13 protein-coding genes and 1 pseudogene are annotated in these 16,198 nt (G+C 63.2%); 3 read left to right on the top strand and 11 right to left on the bottom strand.

The features are described 5' to 3' along the window. Positions 1–97 precede the first annotated feature (97 nt). Positions 98–1,276: a M20 aminoacylase family protein gene (locus C2E15_RS07215; RefSeq protein ID WP_104956765.1), complete on the top strand. Its 1,179-nt coding sequence runs from the start codon at positions 98–100 to the stop codon at positions 1,274–1,276. A gap of 184 nt (positions 1,277–1,460) precedes the next feature. On the opposite strand, the gene ybiB is transcribed toward C2E15_RS07215, so the two are convergent. The 4 genes from ybiB to C2E15_RS07195 all read right to left on the bottom strand — a co-directional run bounded on the left by ybiB (position 1,461) and on the right by C2E15_RS07195 (position 5,810). Further along, entirely contained in the window at positions 1,461–2,438 is a 978-nt protein-coding gene (gene ybiB, locus C2E15_RS07210) for a DNA-binding protein YbiB (protein ID WP_104959108.1), read from the bottom strand. Between the two features lie 3 nt (positions 2,439–2,441). Then, on the bottom strand, positions 2,442–4,610 hold the full coding sequence (dinG, locus tag C2E15_RS07205) for an ATP-dependent DNA helicase DinG (protein ID WP_104956764.1): 2,169 nt from the start codon (positions 4,608–4,610) through the stop codon (positions 2,442–2,444). A 115-nt stretch (positions 4,611–4,725) separates the two neighbouring features. Then, complete coding sequence (locus C2E15_RS07200; RefSeq protein WP_104956763.1) at positions 4,726–5,247, bottom strand: GNAT family N-acetyltransferase; 522 nt, start codon at positions 5,245–5,247, stop codon at positions 4,726–4,728. After that, positions 5,244–5,810, bottom strand: coding sequence for a helix-turn-helix domain-containing protein (locus C2E15_RS07195; protein WP_425438031.1), 567 nt, complete (start codon positions 5,808–5,810; stop codon positions 5,244–5,246). Before C2E15_RS07195 ends, C2E15_RS07200 begins: the two co-directional genes overlap by 4 nt. A 145-nt stretch (positions 5,811–5,955) precedes the next feature. Between C2E15_RS07195 and C2E15_RS07190 the strand changes: the two are divergent. Continuing rightward, a pseudogene (locus tag C2E15_RS07190) lies at positions 5,956–6,689 on the top strand (MerR family transcriptional regulator). A gap of 187 nt (positions 6,690–6,876) precedes the next feature. Here C2E15_RS07190 and C2E15_RS07185 read toward each other — a convergent pair. The 4 genes from C2E15_RS07185 to osmF are packed head-to-tail and all read right to left on the bottom strand — an operon-like array spanning position 6,877 to position 10,611. Then, complete coding sequence (locus C2E15_RS07185; RefSeq protein ID WP_104956761.1) at positions 6,877–7,611, bottom strand: ABC transporter permease; 735 nt, start codon at positions 7,609–7,611, stop codon at positions 6,877–6,879. Continuing rightward, positions 7,608–8,543 (bottom strand): ABC transporter ATP-binding protein, encoded by a 936-nt coding sequence (locus C2E15_RS07180; RefSeq protein ID WP_104956760.1) that lies wholly within the window; start codon positions 8,541–8,543, stop codon positions 7,608–7,610. The genes C2E15_RS07185 and C2E15_RS07180 overlap by 4 nt, the downstream gene beginning before the upstream one ends. Next, the gene (locus tag C2E15_RS07175; protein WP_245912354.1) at positions 8,540–9,700 is read right to left on the bottom strand and encodes an ABC transporter permease; all 1,161 of its coding nucleotides are present in this window, start codon (positions 9,698–9,700) and stop codon (positions 8,540–8,542) included. The genes C2E15_RS07180 and C2E15_RS07175 overlap by 4 nt, the downstream gene beginning before the upstream one ends. Positions 9,701–9,738: 38 nt before the next feature. Further along, complete coding sequence (gene osmF, locus C2E15_RS07170) at positions 9,739–10,611, bottom strand: glycine betaine ABC transporter substrate-binding protein OsmF (RefSeq protein WP_104959106.1); 873 nt, start codon at positions 10,609–10,611, stop codon at positions 9,739–9,741. A 244-nt stretch (positions 10,612–10,855) separates the two neighbouring features. On the opposite strand from osmF, the gene C2E15_RS07165 reads away from it, so the two are divergent. After that, entirely contained in the window at positions 10,856–12,334 is a 1,479-nt protein-coding gene (locus C2E15_RS07165) for an MFS transporter (RefSeq protein WP_104956759.1), read from the top strand. Here C2E15_RS07165 and idi read toward each other — a convergent pair. From idi to C2E15_RS07150, 3 genes are all read right to left on the bottom strand, one after another. Continuing rightward, positions 12,292–12,855, bottom strand: a complete 564-nt coding sequence (idi, locus tag C2E15_RS07160) for an isopentenyl-diphosphate Delta-isomerase (RefSeq protein WP_104956758.1) — start codon at positions 12,853–12,855, stop codon at positions 12,292–12,294. The two genes, C2E15_RS07165 and idi, sit on opposite strands and share 43 nt — an antisense overlap. A 142-nt stretch (positions 12,856–12,997) precedes the next feature. Then, positions 12,998–14,893 carry a methyl-accepting chemotaxis protein gene (locus tag C2E15_RS07155; RefSeq protein ID WP_104959105.1) on the bottom strand — a complete coding sequence of 632 codons (1,896 nt, stop codon included), beginning with the start codon at positions 14,891–14,893 and terminating at the stop codon, positions 12,998–13,000. Between the two features lie 63 nt (positions 14,894–14,956). Further along, entirely contained in the window at positions 14,957–16,111 is a 1,155-nt protein-coding gene (locus tag C2E15_RS07150; protein WP_104956757.1) for a suppressor of fused domain protein, read from the bottom strand. Positions 16,112–16,198 lie beyond the last annotated feature (87 nt).

Here is a 16,198-nt window from a genome sequence, read left to right as displayed (position 1 = left end):
GCGTTTTCCGCGCGGGCCGATAGACGCCCCCGGTTCTCTCTTCTAGAGTGAGGGTAATCCGCCATGCAAACAGGCGTGGCATGAAGAGAGGACCGCTATGAGATTACCCGCAGCGTTAATTGAAGAGGCGGTGCAGTGGCGCCGTCAGCTGCACGCCCGGCCGGAGCTGGGCTATCAGGAACAGACCACCGCCCGTTTCGTGGCGGAAAAATTACGCAGCTTCGGGCTGCAGGTAGCAACCGGGCTGGCAGGCACCGGCGTGATCGGCACGCTGGAGACGGGGCCGGGCGCAACCATCGGCCTGCGCGCGGATATGGACGCGCTGCCGATTACCGAGCTGGGCGACGCTGCCTGGCGCTCGCAGCAGCCCGGCGTGATGCATGCCTGCGGTCACGACGGCCATACCGCGATGCTGCTGGCCAGCGCCAAATGGCTGGCGCAGACGCGCCGTTTCAGCGGCACCGTCCACTTTATTTTTCAGCCGGCGGAGGAGAACCTCGGCGGCGCGCGCAAAATGGTGGAGGAAGGCCTGTTTCAGCGCTTCCCGATGGATGGCATCTTTGCGCTGCATAACTGGCCGGGCCTGCCGGCAGGCGCCATCGCCGTCAACAGCGGCGCGATGATGGCCTCGCTCGACGCGTTTGAAATCACCCTGACCGGAAAAAGCTGTCACGCCGCGATGCCGGAAAGCGGCGCCGACCCGCTGGTGGCGGCGGCGCAGTTGATTCTGGCGCTGCAGACCATTCCGGCGCGTCGGCTATCGCCGCTCGCCTCATCGGTCGTCAGCGTCACCCAGATCCAGGGCGGCGAAGCAATTAACGTGATCCCGGAAACGGTTACCCTGCGCGGTACGGTGCGCTGCCTGCAAAGCGAGGTGCGGGAAAAGGTGCGCGCGCTGGTGGCGTCGTTCGTTCAGACGCTGCCGCAGCCAATGGGCGTGGCGGGCGCGATCCGCTGGTATCCCGGCTATCCGGTCACACAGAACCACGCCGACGCCGCCGCGCTGATCCGCGAAGTCGCGATTGCGCAATGCGGCGCGGAGAAGGTGCAGTGGCAGGTGAACCCGTCGATGGCGTCGGAAGATTTCGCCTGTATGCTGGAGGCGTGCCCCGGCGCCTACTTCTGGCTGGGCGCGGACGGCGAAACCCCTTCTCGCCCGCTGCATAACGCCAGCTACGATTTCAACGACGCGCTGATTGAACACGGCGTCGCCTTCTGGCAGCGGCTGGTGGAAACCCGCCTGCCGCTGGCCCAGACTGCCGCGCGATCAGCCTGAGACGCGCGCGGGAACAGGGTGGACGTCAGCGGTCACCGCTGCTCAGCGTAAGGCGGCCGGGAGCCAGCGCCGTACCGGGTCAAAGTATGCGCAGCGTTAATCGCATGCCGGCTCGCGGCGAATGCTCAGCGTAAGCGCGCGGCCGGGAAACGGCGCGCGCAGGGCCCAGCGCGCGGGCAGGTTTTCACGGCGCCGGGTAGCCGGCGGCCTCAAGCTGCGCCAGTCCCTCGTCCAGCGACGCGCTGCGGCCGCTGGCGACATAGCAGCAGGCGATCTGCAGGCGCAGCGACTGCGGCACCGGGCGCGCCTGATCCAGCACCTGTTGGATCCATGCCGCGGTTACCGCGGCTTCTTTGCTCTGCGGCAGCTCGCTGCTCTGCTCCGGCTGACGCGCAACCAGCTCCTGCGGCACGGCGCCCGCACCGGCAATCAGGCTGATGGCCGGGCAGCGTAGGGGGTTTGCGTACACTTCGCCTTCGGTACCGTTCAGCAGCAGCGCCAGCCCGCCGTGGGCGCTGAAAAAGCTCCCCACGCGCGGAATATATTCCGGATGCGACACGCTGGCGAGACGCAGCGCGGCCGCCTCGTCAAACGGCGTGATCAATTTGGCCAGCGTATGCGCGCTGTTGCGTACGCCCAGACGCCAGCGCAGCGCCAGCTGCTTCGCCAGCGGCGGGCAGAGATTATCGACGGTGATAAACACCGGCTCGCCCTGCTCCAGCTTCGCCTGCGCGCTCTGCGCATCTGCCACGGGCGCGACGCCCAGCGCTTGGAACACCGCCTCGCTGGTCACGCGCGTCTCATCTTCGCTGACGCCATGCACCACGACCGGAAAGCCGAGACGGGAAAGCAGCAGCGCCAGCAGCGGCGTCAGGTTACCCTGGCGGCGCGCACCGTTGTAGCTGGGGATAACGATCGGCAGCGGCCGGCCCGCAGGCGGCGTCAGCCGCAGCACGCGTTCCTGCAGCGCGCGATAAAAGCCCGCCATCTCCGTTTCGCCTTCGCCTTTGATGCGCATAGCGATCAGCAGCGCTCCCAGCTCAAGATCCGGTACTTCATCATTTAGCATGGCGCGGTAGAGTTGATAAGCGCTCTCTTCATCAAGATCGCGCGCGTGGTTTTTGCCGCGTCCCACTTCTTTAATCAGTTTGCTGTACTGCAACATTTAACGCTTTTCCTTTTTTCGACGCCGACCCGCCGGGGCCGGTTTAGCGACGGTCGGCAACGCGCTGGCCCCTTCAGGCATCGGCGGCTGCGCGATAGGGAATACCGGCAGCGCGTTCAACAGCCGCGCGCCATACGCTTTGGTGAGCAGCCGGCGATCGTAAATCACGATTTCGCCGGTGCAGTGATGGCTGCGGATCAGCCGCCCCACCTGCTGAATCAGGGTAAAGGAGGCGCTGGGCAGGCTCTGCACTTCAAACGGGTAGCGCTTCAGGCTTTTCAGCCACTCACCTTCGGTCAAAATTACCGGACTGTCTACCGGCGGAAAAGCGATTTTATGAATATGTACCTGCGTCAGCAGCTCGCCTTTGAGATCGAGCCCCTCGGCAAACGACTGCAGCCCCACCAGCACGCTCGCCTCGCCCTGCTGCACCCGCTTGCGGTGCAGCTCCACCAGCCGGTAGCGCGGCTGATCGCCCTGTACCAGCAGCATCAGGCGCAGGTCGGTGAGGTGGGTAAGAAACTGCTGCATGGCGCGATTACTGGCGAACAGCACCAGCATGCCTTTATGCTGCCCCGCCTTAACCTGATGGCGGAAAAAGTGCGCCATTTCGGCGATATGCTGCGCCTCGTTGGCCATCAGCGGCTCATAGCGCATCTGCGGGATCACCAGCTTGCCCTGCTCGACATGGTTGAACGGCGAGCCGAGCGCCACAAAACGGTCGCCCACCCGCTCATTCAGGCCGGAAAGCTCCTGCAGACGATTAAAGCTGTTGAGCGACTGCAGCGTGGCGGAGGTCAGCACCACGTGCGGTACCTTGCGCCACAGCAGCTTCTCCAGCTGTTCGCTGACGCGGATGCCGGCGCAGTGGAAAAAGAGGTGCGGCTGGCCTTCGCGCAGCTCGCGGCTGACCCATTTCGAGACCGGCGCGCCGGACGCCTGCTCCATCGACGCCAGCCGCCACAGTTTGCTGATACCTTCGAACCAGCCGAAGGCGCGGTTCATCTGCAGCAGCGTGCGCTGCAGGCGCACCACGTCGTACTGGCCGGTTTTCTCGCTGAGATCGTTCAGCAGCCCTTCCGCCAGGCCGCGCAGGCCGTCGCTTAGCTTGAAAAGCCGTGCGCAGAGTGTCTGCATCTCTTCCGGCAGCTGCCCCATTTCGAAGCGGTGTTCCCCCTCCTGCGGCTCCGGCGGCAGCCAGAGCGCAAGGATGCGTGTCAGGCTGGCGAGATGCTCGCGCCATTCGTCACAATGGGTTTTCAGCCGCTCCGGGTTAGCCAGCGGCGGCGGCGTTTTAGGCCGGAACTGCGCCATGCAGGTTTCCACCAGCCGCACAAAGAGATCGAGCTGCAGGCTGGTAAAGCCGGGCGAGATATCGGCGCTGGTCTCCAGCGCGTCGCGCGCCACCTCCGGCAGATGATGCCCCTCATCCAGCACCAGCAGCAGGTTTTTCGCCGGCGGCAGAACCGATTCGCTCTCCAGCGCTGCCATGACCAGCGCATGGTTCGCCACCACTACGTCCGCCTGCTCGATTTCACGGCGGGCAACGAAAAAGGGGCATTCGCGATACCAGTGGCAGTTACGCGCCAGGCAGTTGGCCTTATCGGTGCTGAGACGCTGCCAGAGCGCATCGCCGATGTTCTCTTCGCTGTGATCGCGCAGGCCGTCCCACTGATGACGATTCAGCGATTTTTCCAGCTTTTCGCAGATTTTGCGCTCTTCTTTGCTGGCGACCATTTCATCATCGAGGAACAGCAGCAAATCGCCCTGCTTTTCGCTGTCGGTCGACAGCGCATTGAGATTGCGCGGGCAAACATAGCGCCCGCGGCCAAAGGCGGCGGTGAATTTCAGCTCGGGAATAATCTTCTGCAGCAGCGGCAGATCCTTGCTGAAAATTTGATCCTGCAGCGCCACGTTCGCGGTGCTGATCACCAGCGGCTTCTCTTCGGCACGCCCTACGGCGATACCGGGGATAAGATAGGAAAGGGTCTTGCCCACGCCGGTGGGCGCTTCGATCGCCAGGTGACGGCCATCGTCGCCGGATAAGGTTTTTGCCACTTCGGCGATCATCTGCCGTTGCGGCGCGCGCGGAATAAAATCGGGAACCTGCTGCTGCAGCGCTTTATACCATTCGCCGATCTGCGCTTTTAACGCTGCGGTTAGTGCCATCTTGCTCTCTTCCTGCCTTGATGACCTGTATTTTTACACAGTATGGCGCTGACGTCAGCCGCTTATCGGCGAATCTGGAAGATGGCTTCCGTCACCGGTGGAAGAGAGAAATGCGTTAGCTGGCCAGCCGCTTATACATCACCGTCGTGGCGTCCATCACCCCTTCGGTCGACTGCGCGTAGAACGGGATCGCTCCGGCGATCTCCCAGCCCAGCGACAGGTAGAGCAGGCTGGCGACATCGCCGCTACGGGTATCCAGCACCATCAGGCTGCGTCCCGCCTCCCTGACCCGCTGTTCCGCCAGCTGCATCAGCCGGCGCGCGATGCCCTGACGCCGCGCGCGCGGATGCACCAGCAGCTTGCCAATCTCCGCACGATGGCGGCCGTTGGGCATGTTATTCCAGAAGATCATCACCGTCGCCACCAGTGTCTCGCCGTCGCGCGCCACCAGCAGCAGCCGATCGCCGCGATCGAGGCCGGCAAAGGTATCCTGCCAGAAATTTCGCATGATCTGCCGGTCGTCAGGATCGATAAACCCGACGCTGGCCCCTTCCGTCACGCAGCCCTGCAACACGTCCGTCAAGGCTTCCAGCGCGCTGCGCGCCTGCACGCCATCCATTACCTGATATTCAATCATCGACACACCACCAGTAAGTAACGCGCGCCCTCTGCTTCCGGCGCATGAAATGCCGAGGCGCCGAACAGATGGAAGCGCAGCGTATCGCCCGCCGCCAGCCGCCAGCGCGCTCCGCTCGCTTCAATGATCAACACGCCTGCCAGCAGCCAGATATGCTGCTCGAGGCCGGGCACCGGCGGCGCGTCGTAGGCAATCAGCGCACCGGGACGCAGCACGCCCTCGATCATCTCCGCGCGGTAGCCGCTGGCAGGCGGCGACAGCCCGCGCCGCACGAAGCCCTGCTCGCGATCCTGCCAGACCGGCTGCTGCGGCGGCGTCAGGTGCTGCGCAACATCCTCTTCCACTTCGCTCAGCAAGCGCGACATAGTCAGCCCGTAGGCGACGCAGAGCTTATTAAGCAGCGTGGCGGTCGGGCTGATTTCTGCACGCTCAATGCGCGACAGCGAAGCGCGGCTGATGCCGGTGGCGCTGGCCAGCTGCTCCAGCGTCCAGCCGCGATGCTGGCGCAGCGCTGTCAGCCGCTGCGCCAGGCGTTGATCGGTATCGGTCATCTGATTTCTCATATAAGAGATTATTTCTCAAAAAAGAGAATGCGCGCTTTTGTGGCGACGATCAAGTTGTACAACTTAAAAAATAATGTACAACTTGCGATGCCTCCGCTAAGGTTAATGCAGACACACGAGTCTCACGAACAAGCAGGGGATGTGCATGACCTTATACAGCATCGGCGATGTCGCCGAACGCTGTGGTATCAACCCGGTAACGTTACGCGCATGGCAGCGTCGCTATGGGCTGTTGAAGCCACAGCGTACCGAAGGCGGTCACCGACAGTTTGATGATGAAGATGTTCAGCGTATCGAAGAGATCAAGCGCTGGATAGAGAGCGGCGTCCCGGTAGGCAAAGTGAAAGCCCTGCTTGAAGGGGATAACGTTAATGTACACGACGGCTGGATGACGCTACAGGAAGAGGTGATGAGCGTGCTGCGTCAGGTTCGTCCTTCACGCCTGCGCGCTAAAATCGCCACCATCGGCCGCGAGCATCCGGTTGACGCGCTGATCGATCATGTTTTTGTGCCGGTACGCCAGCGTCTGGGGCTGGATCAGAACACCGCGAAAGCGATGTGCAGCCTGCTGGACGGCGCGCTGATCGACTATATCGCCTTCTGCCTGTGCGGCTCGCGTAAAAAGGCGGGCCAGGATGCGCTGATCATCGGCTGGGGGTGGAGGATCGCACCCGTATCTGGCTTGAGGCCTGGCGTCTTGCCCAGACGGGCTGGCGGATGGACGTGCTGGCGGAGCCGCTTGATAACCCGCGTCCCGAGCTGTTCCCCGGCCAGCAGATTTTTGTCTGGACCGGCAAAAAACTGACCCGGCGTCAGGTGGAACAGTTCGCTCACTGGCACGAGCAGGGCTTCACCATCACGCTGCACGGGCAGGTTTAACCGGGCGAAACGCGCATGAAAAATGGCGCAAATTGCCTGGTCGCAGAGGGCGGATCGCGTTATGATCCGCCCTCTTGTTTTATCTCTACAGGCACTCTCATGAACTGGCAAAAATATCTGGTTGGCACCCTTTTCTTTATCATGGCGGTCGGCGGCACCGGCGGTCTGATGCTGGTAGGCTACGCCATTATTTTACATGCCCGCTAACCCGACGCTGCAGGCGCTCAAACAGCCGGTCCACCACCAGCGCCAGTAGCGCCACCAGCACCGCTCCCTGAATCACATACGCCGTATTAAACCCGCTCAGGCCGATAATCACCGGCGACCCCAGGCTTTTCGCCCCTACCGTCGAGGCGATCGCCGCGGTGCCGATATTAATGATGATCGAGGTGCGCACGCCCGCCAGAATCACCGGCGCGGCTAACGGCAGCTCGACGCGCGTCAGGCGCTGCCAGCCGCTCATCCCTACCCCCTGCGCCACTTCGCGCGCGCTCTCCGGCACCGATTCCAGCCCCGCCAGCGTACCCTGCAAAATCGGCAAAATGCCGTACAGCAGCAGCGCGATCAGCGCAGGCTGCTCGCCGAAGCCGATAACCGGTACCGCCACCGCCAGCACGGCTACCGGCGGAAAGGTTTGCCCGGCGGCGGCCAGCGTTTCAATCAGCGGACGAAATTCGCGTCCGGCACGGCGCGTCACAGCCACGCCCGCGCCAATGCCGATCAGCGCCGCGCCCAGGCTGGAGATCGCCACCAGCCGGATATGCGCCAGCGCCAGCTGGAAAAAGCTCTCTTGCTGATATACCGGCCGATCGAGCTGCGGAAACCAGCGGGCAAACAGCGGGCCGCTGTAGGGCATTAACAGCAGCAGCAGCAGAAACAGCGCGATCAGCCACAACAGCGGATCGCGCAGCCATCTCCTCATGTGCCCTCCCGCTGCCGCAGCAGATCGCTGAAGTGCAGCACGCCCAGCGGCGCGCCCTGCGCATCGGCCACCGGCAGCTTATCGGTCTGGCGGGCGATAAACAGCGACAGCGCCTCGCGCAGCGACATATCTTCCGGCACCGGCGCCGCGTCGAGCCATTCGCCGCGGCGCGCGGCCGCGCCGGCATACCCCAGCGACAGCAAACGCACCCCCAGCTCGCTGCGGCCGAAAAAATCACGAACGAAATCGTTGGCCGGGCGGGTCAGCAGCTCCAGCGGCTTGCCCTGCTGCACGATGCGCCCGCTATCCATCAGCACAATTTTATCCGCCAGCGTCAGCGCCTCGTCAATGTCATGCGTGACCAGCACGATAGTGCGCCCCAGTAGCCGGTGAATACGAATCATCTCCTGCTGCAGCGCGCCGCGCGTCACCGGATCGAGCGCGCCGAACGGCTCATCCATCAGCAGCACTTCCGGATCGGCGGCCAGCGCCCGCGCTACGCCGACGCGCTGCTGCTGTCCGCCGGAGAGCTGATGCGGATAGCGATAGCGCAGCTCTTCCTCCAGGCCGAGCAAAGCCAGCAACTCGGCGACGCGCTGCCGACGCTGCGCCTGCGGCCACTTCAGCAGCCCCGGCACGGTGGCGATATTCTTCTCCACCGTCCAGTGCGGAAACAGCCCGATCGACTGAATGGCGTAACCCATCCGCCGCCGCAGCGCCTGCGGATTAAAGCTGCGGATCTCTTCGCCGGCGAACTGAATGGTGCCGGCGTCATGCTCCACCAGCCGGTTGATCATCTTCAGGGTGGTCGATTTGCCGGAACCGGAGGTGCCGATCAGCACGGTGAATTCGCCGGCGGCGATATGCAGGTCAATCTCATCCACCGCCGCCTTGCCGGCAAAATATTTACTGACCTGATTAAACTGGATCATAGGTTGCGCTTCTCCAGCAGGGAGATAAGGATTTTAAACAGGGCATCCACCAGCACCGCCAGCGCAATCACCGGGATAACGCCCAGCAGCACCAGCTCCAGCGCGCTGCTCAGCAACCCCTGAAAGATAATGGCGCCGAAGCCGCCGGCGCCGATCAGCGCGGCGATCACCGCCATGCCCACCGTCTGGATGGTCACCACCCGCAGGCCGCTAAGCAGCACCGGCAGCGCCAGCGGCACCTCGACGTGCCAGAAAACCTGCGCCGGCGACATGCCCATACCGCGCGCGGTCTCCCTGACGCCCGCAGGCACCTGCTGCAGGCCCGCCACGATGCTGCGCACCAGCGGTAGCAGCGCATAAAGCACCAGCGCGATCAGCGCCGGGGCCAGGCCGATGCCGCTGATACCAAGCCGCGCCAGCGAAGGGAAATGGGCCGCCAGCCCGGCCAGCGGCGCAATCAGCAGGCCGAACAGCGCCACCGACGGCACAGTCTGAATAATGTTCAGCGCGGAAAACAGCGACGCCTGCCAGCGCGGACGATGCCAGCAGATCAGCCCCAGCGGCACGCCGAGCGCCAGCGCCGGGATCAGGGTGGCCGCCAGCAGCAGCAGATGGCGCGTTAACGCCTGATCGAACACATCCTGGCGGTTGGCGTACTCTTTCAGCAGCGACAGCTGATCGAGCTGCCCGCCGATCAGCAGCAGCGCCAGCGGTAGCCAGAGCTGGGCGTTGAGCAACAGACGCCAGATCGGATTGCGCGTCAGGCGCATCACGCTGTCCGCAGCGATCAGCAGGCAGAGGGCGATGGCCGCCCATAGTCCGCTGCCGAAACCGGTGCGCGCCAGCGAGCTTCCCTGCTGCGCCAGCGACTGCGCGGCGTGACCGCCCAGCGCCACCAGCAGCGTCAGCAGCGTTTCGCTGAGCAGCAGCGTCAGTATCAGCACAGGCTGACGCGGCTTCTGCCAGGCAAGCAGCAGCAGCAGTGGCACAATCAACAGGATCAGCCAGCCGGCGCCCTGCAGCAGCTGCGCCAGCATCACCGGCTGCCCCGACACCAGACGGTTAGGCGCAAAGCTGGCGAACGGCAGCATAAACAGCGCCGCCGTCAGCAGCGCCGTCAGCAGCAGCAGCACACGGTTATAAATAGTGAATCGCAAAATCACTCCATCGACAGAGGCTTAATCATGCCGCAGGCTTACAGCAGCTTGTTCTGCTGCAGCCAGTCGGCGGCCACTTTTTTCGCATCCTGGCCCTCTACAGCGATTTTGGCGTTCAGCGACTGCAACGTTTTTTCATCCAGCGCGGCGAACACCGGCTGCAGCCAGGCGGCGATATCGGGATACTGTTTCAATACCGCGGCGCGGATCACCGGCGCGGGCGCATAGATCGGCTGTACGCCCTTCGGATCGCTCAGGGTTTGCAGACCAAGCGCCGCCACCGGCCCGTCGGTGCCGTAGGCCATCGCCGCATTCACCCCGGACGTTTGCTGCGCCGCCGCCTTGATGGTTACCGCCGTATCGCCGCCCGCCAGCGACAGCAGCTGATCCTGCCCCAGCGTAAAGCCGTAGGCTTTTTCAAACGCCGGCAGCGCATCGGCGCGCTCGATAAACTCCGCCGACGCGGCCAGCTTAAAGACACCGCCCTGCTTCAGGTAACGGCTGAGATCGGCCAGCGAGGCCAGCTGATTTTTCTGCGCCAGATCGCCACGCACCGCAATGGTCCAGGTATTGTTGGCAGGGGCCGGCGTTAGCCAGACCAGCTGGTTTTTCTCCGCATCCTGCTTTTTCACCTTCTCATAGCCGGCGCTGGCGTTTTTCCACGCCGCGTCGCCCGCCTGGTTGAAGAAGAAGGCGCCGTTGCCGGTATATTCGGGATAGATATCCAGCTCACCAGCGGTCATCGCGCCGCGCACCACCTGGGTGTTGCCGAGCTGGATTTTATTCACCGTCGGCACGCCATGCTTATCCAGCACCTGCAGGATCACATTGCCCAACAGCGAGCCTTCGGTATCGATTTTAGACCCCACGCGCACCGGGTCGGCGGCCTGCGCGTTGGCGGCCAGCGTCATCAGGGCGGCCAGAGTGAGTAAACCGCGACGCGCAGCAGCGAAAGTCATGGCAGAGTTCCTTTTAAAAGAGGGTTCAGTCAAAGCGTAGCGCAAAACTTCCCGCGCGCCGGAAATTCAGCCGTGTTCTGCGAGAGAAGGCGCAGACGCAAGCGCGTTCGGAAGTAAGATATAACCAGAAGGAATTTAGCCAGCGGCATCAGGAGGTTATGCTCACCCTTCCCAACCCTTCTTATTACATAACACCATGACTGAAATAAGCGCCTCTTCGACGCCGGACGCGTCCATTCACCCCGCTGCCGGTGAAACCGCCTGGATACGCCAGCCGGCCGATGTCTCGCAGCTGGTCAACAGCAGCACTCAGGCGCTCGGCAACGGGCGCATCGTGGTCGCTATCGCCCTCGGCGGCGTCTTTCTCGACGCCTACGACCTCGGCGCGCTGGCGTTCGGCATGAAAGAGGTGACGCGGGAATTTCACCTTACTCCCGCCGGCAGCGGCATGGTCGCTTCCGCCATCACCTTTGGGGCGATCGTCGGCGCGCTGATCGGCGGCTGGCTGACCGATAAAATCGGTCGCTATCGCGTCTTTATGGCGGATATGTTTTTCTTTGTGGTGGCCGCGCTGGCCTGCGCGCTGGCACCCAACGAATATGTGCTGGCGGGCGCGCGCTTTGTGATGGGGCTGGGCGTCGGTATCGATCTGCCGGTGGCGATGGCGTTTCTCGCCGAATTTTCACGGCTGAAGGGGCGCGGCAACAAGGCGGCGAGCATTGCCATGTGGTGTCCCACCTGGTATGCCGCTATCAGCATCTCTTATCTGCTGGTGCTGGTGCTGTATAGCGTCTTGCCGGCCAGCCACGCCGACTGGCTGTGGCGCCTGATCCTCGGCTTCGGCGCGGTGCCGGCGCTGGCGATTATCGCCATTCGCAGCCGTTATATGAGCGAATCGCCGGTCTGGGCAGCGAATCAGGGCGATCTGCAGGGCGCGGCCGCTATTCTGCGCCGCGCCTGGGGGATTAACGCGCAGGTGGCGAGCGACGCCGACTTCAGCGCCGCGACGCGTACCCGCCGCCCCGGCTGGCGTAACTACGGCGCGCTGCTGGGCGGCATCTACCTGCGACGCACGCTGCTGGCGACGGTGATCTCCATCGCCTCCGCCTTCGCCTACAACGCGGTGGCGTTCGGCCTGCCGGTGATCCTCTCCAGCTTCCTGGCGCAGACGATGCTGACCACCATTCTGGTGTCGCTGGCGCTGAACCTGCTGTTCGCCTTTGTCGGCGGCCTGCTGGCGGTGCGGCTGGTGCCGCGTCTCGGCGCCTGGCGGATGACGGTGGCGGGCTACGCCTGCCAGCTCGCCGCGCTGCTGGGGCTGGCACTGATCGGGCGGCCGCAGGGCATGCCGGAAGCGCTGCTGGCCGTAGCCCTGCTGGCGCTGTTTCTCTTCGGCCAGGGTTTCGGGCCGGGTTCGCACACCATGACTTACGCGTCGCTTAGCTATCCGGTTTCGCTGCGCGGCGTCGGCGTCGGCCTTAACCAGACGCTGATGCGCGCCAGCTCCACGCTGTCGCTGTTTCTGTTCCCGCTGCTCAGCGCGCTGCTGGACACCAACGTCTTCTGGGCCATCGCCCTCGCGCCGCTGGCGGGCCTGCTGGCGCTGATGCTGGTGCGCTGGGAGCCGTCAGGCTACGACGTGGATGCGGAGGATTTCGGCGCGGCATCGCGCTGAATAAAGTGCGCCAGCCGCTCGGGAATGCGCGCGAAGGTATGCAAAAACCAGGGGGTAAAGCGCGTCGGGTCACGCGCGATCTCCTGCTGGATCGCCGTCAGCGACAGCCAGCGGCTATCGTCCGCCTCTTGCGGGTTAAGGCGCGGCGTCTGGTCGCTGAGGGCGAAAAAGACATGTCCGTACTCATGCTCGATCAGCCCGTTGCTCAGGGGCAGGTTGTAGCTCAGCTCAAACATCGGCGTCAGCGTCAGCCGCAGGCCCATCTCCTCTTCCAGCCGCCGCTCCGCCGCCGCCTGTGATGCTTCGTCGGGAAAGGGGTGACCGCAGCAGGTATTGCTCCACAGCCCGCCGCAGTGATATTTGTCGCTGGCACGCCGCTGCAGCAGCAGCTCATGACGGCTGTTGAACACGTAGACTGTCACCGCGCGATGCAGCAATCCTTTTTGATGAACTTCCAGCTTTTCCATCTTACCGGTAGGGCGATCGAAACGATCGACAAGGATAACGTCAATAGCGGACATGCGGGCTCCTTCAGATTAATCCCAGCTATTGTGGCATATCCGTCGGCGCCTCTGGCGGAAAAAAGCGTCTGTATTTATCACATTATGTGCGAAAAGATGTCGCAGGAAACAGGCGCCCCGTCGCCAGGGCGACTGAAGGGGACTAGAGTTTAAACGCCTTCACCACCTCTTCCAGCTGTACGCTCTGCTCTTCCATCGCCTGCGCGGCGGCGGAAACCTGCTCCACCAGCGCGGCGTTCTGCTGCGTAGTGCTGTCGAGCTGGTTAATGGCGACATTCACCTGTTCGATGCCCATGCTCTGCTCGCGGCTGGCGGACATGATTTCGCCCATCAGCGTGGTCACGCTCGATACTCCCTGCATCAGCTCATCCATAGTACGGCCCGCCTCGCCCACCAGCTGGCTGCCGGCGTCGATGTTGGCTACCGAGGTCTCGATCAGCTTTTTAATTTCGCGCGCCGAATTGGCGGAACGCTGCGCCAGGTTGCGCACTTCGCTGGCAACCACGGCGAAACCGCGACCCTGTTCGCCGGCGCGCGCCGCCTCCACCGCCGCGTTCAGCGCCAGGATATTGGTCTGGAAAGCGATGCTGTCGATAACGCTGATAATATCCACCACCTTGCGGGAGGAGGTGTCAATTTCGCCCATGGTCGCTACCACCTGACGCACCACTTCGGTGCCGCGCGCCGCCACCTGCGAGGCGTTATCCGCCAGCTGATTGGCATGGGTGGCGTTGTCGGCATTCTGGCGCACTGTGCCGGTAAGCTGCTCCATCGACGCCGCCGTTTCCACAATTGAGCTGGACTGCTCCTCGGTGCGGGAAGAGAGATCGAGGTTGCCGCTGGCGATTTCGCGCGAGGCGGACGTGATCGCCAGCGCGCTATCGCCGACCTGACGCATCAGCCCCTGCAGGTAGGAGATAAACTGGTTGAAGCTCTGCGCCACGGCGTTAAATTCCGGGCTGTTGCTGGCGGGCAGACGCTGCGTCAGATCGGCGCCGCCGGTCGAGAGCGCCAGAATATTGGCGTTAAGTTGATTCAGGCGCGTCATCATGCTGCGGATAAAGCCAAGCAGCACCAGCAGCAGCGCGATGGCTAACGGGATCTGCACCACGCCCAGGCGTGAAAGCATTGAGTGCGTCTGCTGGGTCAGCAGGCTGGTCGGCACATCACTTGCCAGGAACCACGGACTGCCGGCGATCTGCTGTACGAACAGCGTACGATCGCCCTCATCATCCTGATACTGGCTCTGCACCGGCTGGCTGCCGGCACGTGACAGCAGCGCCTTCAGCGGCGCGGCCATCGGCAGGCTGAGATCGCTCAGGTTTTGCAGCTTCGGCGTGCCGTTGACCAGCGCCGCGTTGCCGACCACCTTGCCATCCGCCTCGACGATCAGCACGCGGCCGTGAATCGCCTCGCCCATCTCTTTTGCCAGGTGGTTAAAAAAGCCGAGCGTGACATCAATGGTAGCGACGCCCCACTCGGCGCCGTTGCGGTAGATCGCCATGGCGCAGTTGGTGCGCGGCTGCGGGCTGGCGGCGTCCTGGTAGGCATTGGCCCAGGCGCAGCGGCCTTTCGGCGCCGCGAGGCCCGCTTTATACCACGGCTGCTCATAATAGTTATCCGCTTCCGGCGCGTTCCAGAAGGTGTTGACCTGCAGCTGATTGCTGGCGTCGCGGGCGAAAAAGGTGCTGAACTTTTCCCGGCCCGCCTCGCGCAGATTGGGCAACGGCCAGATGCCGCCGCCGAACACGTTGCTGTCCTGATACTGGTTTACCAGCGCCGGCAGCAGAGCGTCGATCGCCTGGCTATCCATCACGCTCACCGCTTCGGTAATGGTGCGCTGCTGAGCCTGCACGCGGTTCATCTGTTCGACAATGCGCGCCGCCAGCGCGTCTACCTCATAGCGCACCAGACGTTCTTCATTATTTTTCAGCTGGGGGGCGACGAAAAGATTAATCACGATAAGGGTAACCGCTAACAGCAGCAGAAAAAATGCGATGAGGGTCACCGTAAAGCGGGCCTGCGTGGTTTTTAACATCTCCATACCTCGTTAACAGAAAGGGCCCTGGCGCCCTGCTTCTGTTAACGGCATGTAAAATCTTTACTTGAGGCGATCGCGATCACAGTTTGCAAAAAGAGGCGCGACCTGGGCTTCCTGCTCGACCACCTGCTGACGCGGACGGAAAATATGGCTGGCCCCTTCCTGCTGCAGCAGCGTCACCAGCTGCAGCCCGCCGCCCTCTTCCGCCAGCGCGAACGCCTGTTCCGCCGCGGTCACCGGGGTGGCCCACAGCAGGTTAACCCGCTCACCTTCGCGGCGCGGCAGGCCGGGCTGCCCCGCCTCGCCGCCCAGCTCGGCGGAGAGCAGAAAGCCCTCAAAGCCGACCGGTGCCACTGACGAGGGCAACGTATGCCCTTCGCCCAGCCAGTTAAGGCTGCTCCAGGGATAGTGGGCATAGTTTGCCAGCGCGCTCGCCATCTGAATGGCATTATCTTCGGTCATCACCTCGGCATCGATGGCCATCGCCAGTTCGGTACGGCGGTACTGCGGCGCCAGATCTTCATAGAGGAAATCGACCCACGGCATCGGACGAATGCACATGCCGACGGTGAAGAAGTACCAGACGCCCTGATGATAGTGCTGCGAGAGCGCCATCGGCGGCCACTGGCCCTGATCGATGGCGTAATACTTCAGCGAGGGGCCGTAGTGCGCCTCATAGGCGCGCAGCAGATCGTGCTGCACCGGCTGCCAGAGATGGCCGTCATGCCAGTCGCGCCAGAACTGACGATGCGCCAGCGCCTGCGCATAGTAGTGGTTGGTCGAGGCCGATCCCAGCGGCGCCGTCAGCCGGTTTTCGCGAATGCAGCCGGCGGAAAAACTGACCTGCTTATTCTGGTAGAGGCTCCAGCCGGGGATCACCGCCAGCAGCTGCCCCTGATACCACACCGCCGCGCCGTCGTCGGTCGGCTCCCAGATAATCTGCAGCCCGGCCGGATCAAGCGGCGGCTCCGCCTCCAGCGTGCGGCAGCAGTCGGCGCTGAGCAACGGCGCGATGCCCTGCTCTATCGCCTCGCGATCTTCCTGGAACGGCGCAGGCAGCAGATTGCGCAGCCAGCAGCCGCGCACCGCAAAGCGCGAGCGAAAGGGTTCGGTCGGCCAGATATAGAAATAGGCGGCCCGCTCGGTCTGTTCGATGATGGCGGTTAACGTCTGTTGCTGATTAGTCACCTCAGCAATCAACTGCGAATATGTCATAGTGCCTCAACGCAACGTAGAGGGATCCATTTTCCCCGAGAATAGAGCAGGATCCCTTTTCTCGCCACGCGGCGGCAAGGGTAATAA

The organism is Mixta gaviniae (assembly GCF_002953195.1).
GTDB classification, from domain to species: domain Bacteria; phylum Pseudomonadota; class Gammaproteobacteria; order Enterobacterales; family Enterobacteriaceae; genus Mixta; species Mixta gaviniae.
The sequence above is the reverse complement of the archived record's forward strand: the minus strand, read 5'-3'. Positions and strand labels throughout refer to the sequence as shown.

Bases quoted from the DNA above. Each gene is read 5' to 3' on its own strand.
- C2E15_RS07200 (WP_104956763.1), bottom strand. From the start codon at position 5,247: ATGATTGAATATCAGGTAATGGATGGCGTGCAGGCGCGCAGCGCGCTG.
- C2E15_RS07155 (WP_104959105.1), bottom strand. From the start codon at position 14,893: ATGTTAAAAACCACGCAGGCCCGCTTTACGGTGACCCTCATCGCATTT.
- C2E15_RS07150 (WP_104956757.1), bottom strand. From the start codon at position 16,111: ATGACATATTCGCAGTTGATTGCTGAGGTGACTAATCAGCAACAGACG.
- C2E15_RS07215 (WP_104956765.1), top strand. From the start codon at position 98: ATGAGATTACCCGCAGCGTTAATTGAAGAGGCGGTGCAGTGGCGCCGT.
- C2E15_RS07195 (WP_425438031.1), bottom strand. From the start codon at position 5,810: ATGAGAAATCAGATGACCGATACCGATCAACGCCTGGCGCAGCGGCTG.
- idi (WP_104956758.1), bottom strand. From the start codon at position 12,855: ATGTCCGCTATTGACGTTATCCTTGTCGATCGTTTCGATCGCCCTACC.
- dinG (WP_104956764.1), bottom strand. From the start codon at position 4,610: ATGGCACTAACCGCAGCGTTAAAAGCGCAGATCGGCGAATGGTATAAA.
- osmF (WP_104959106.1), bottom strand. From the start codon at position 10,611: ATGACGCTGGCCGCCAACGCGCAGGCCGCCGACCCGGTGCGCGTGGGG.
- C2E15_RS07185 (WP_104956761.1), bottom strand. From the start codon at position 7,611: ATGAGGAGATGGCTGCGCGATCCGCTGTTGTGGCTGATCGCGCTGTTT.
- C2E15_RS07165 (WP_104956759.1), top strand. From the start codon at position 10,856: ATGACTGAAATAAGCGCCTCTTCGACGCCGGACGCGTCCATTCACCCC.
- C2E15_RS07180 (WP_104956760.1), bottom strand. From the start codon at position 8,543: ATGATCCAGTTTAATCAGGTCAGTAAATATTTTGCCGGCAAGGCGGCG.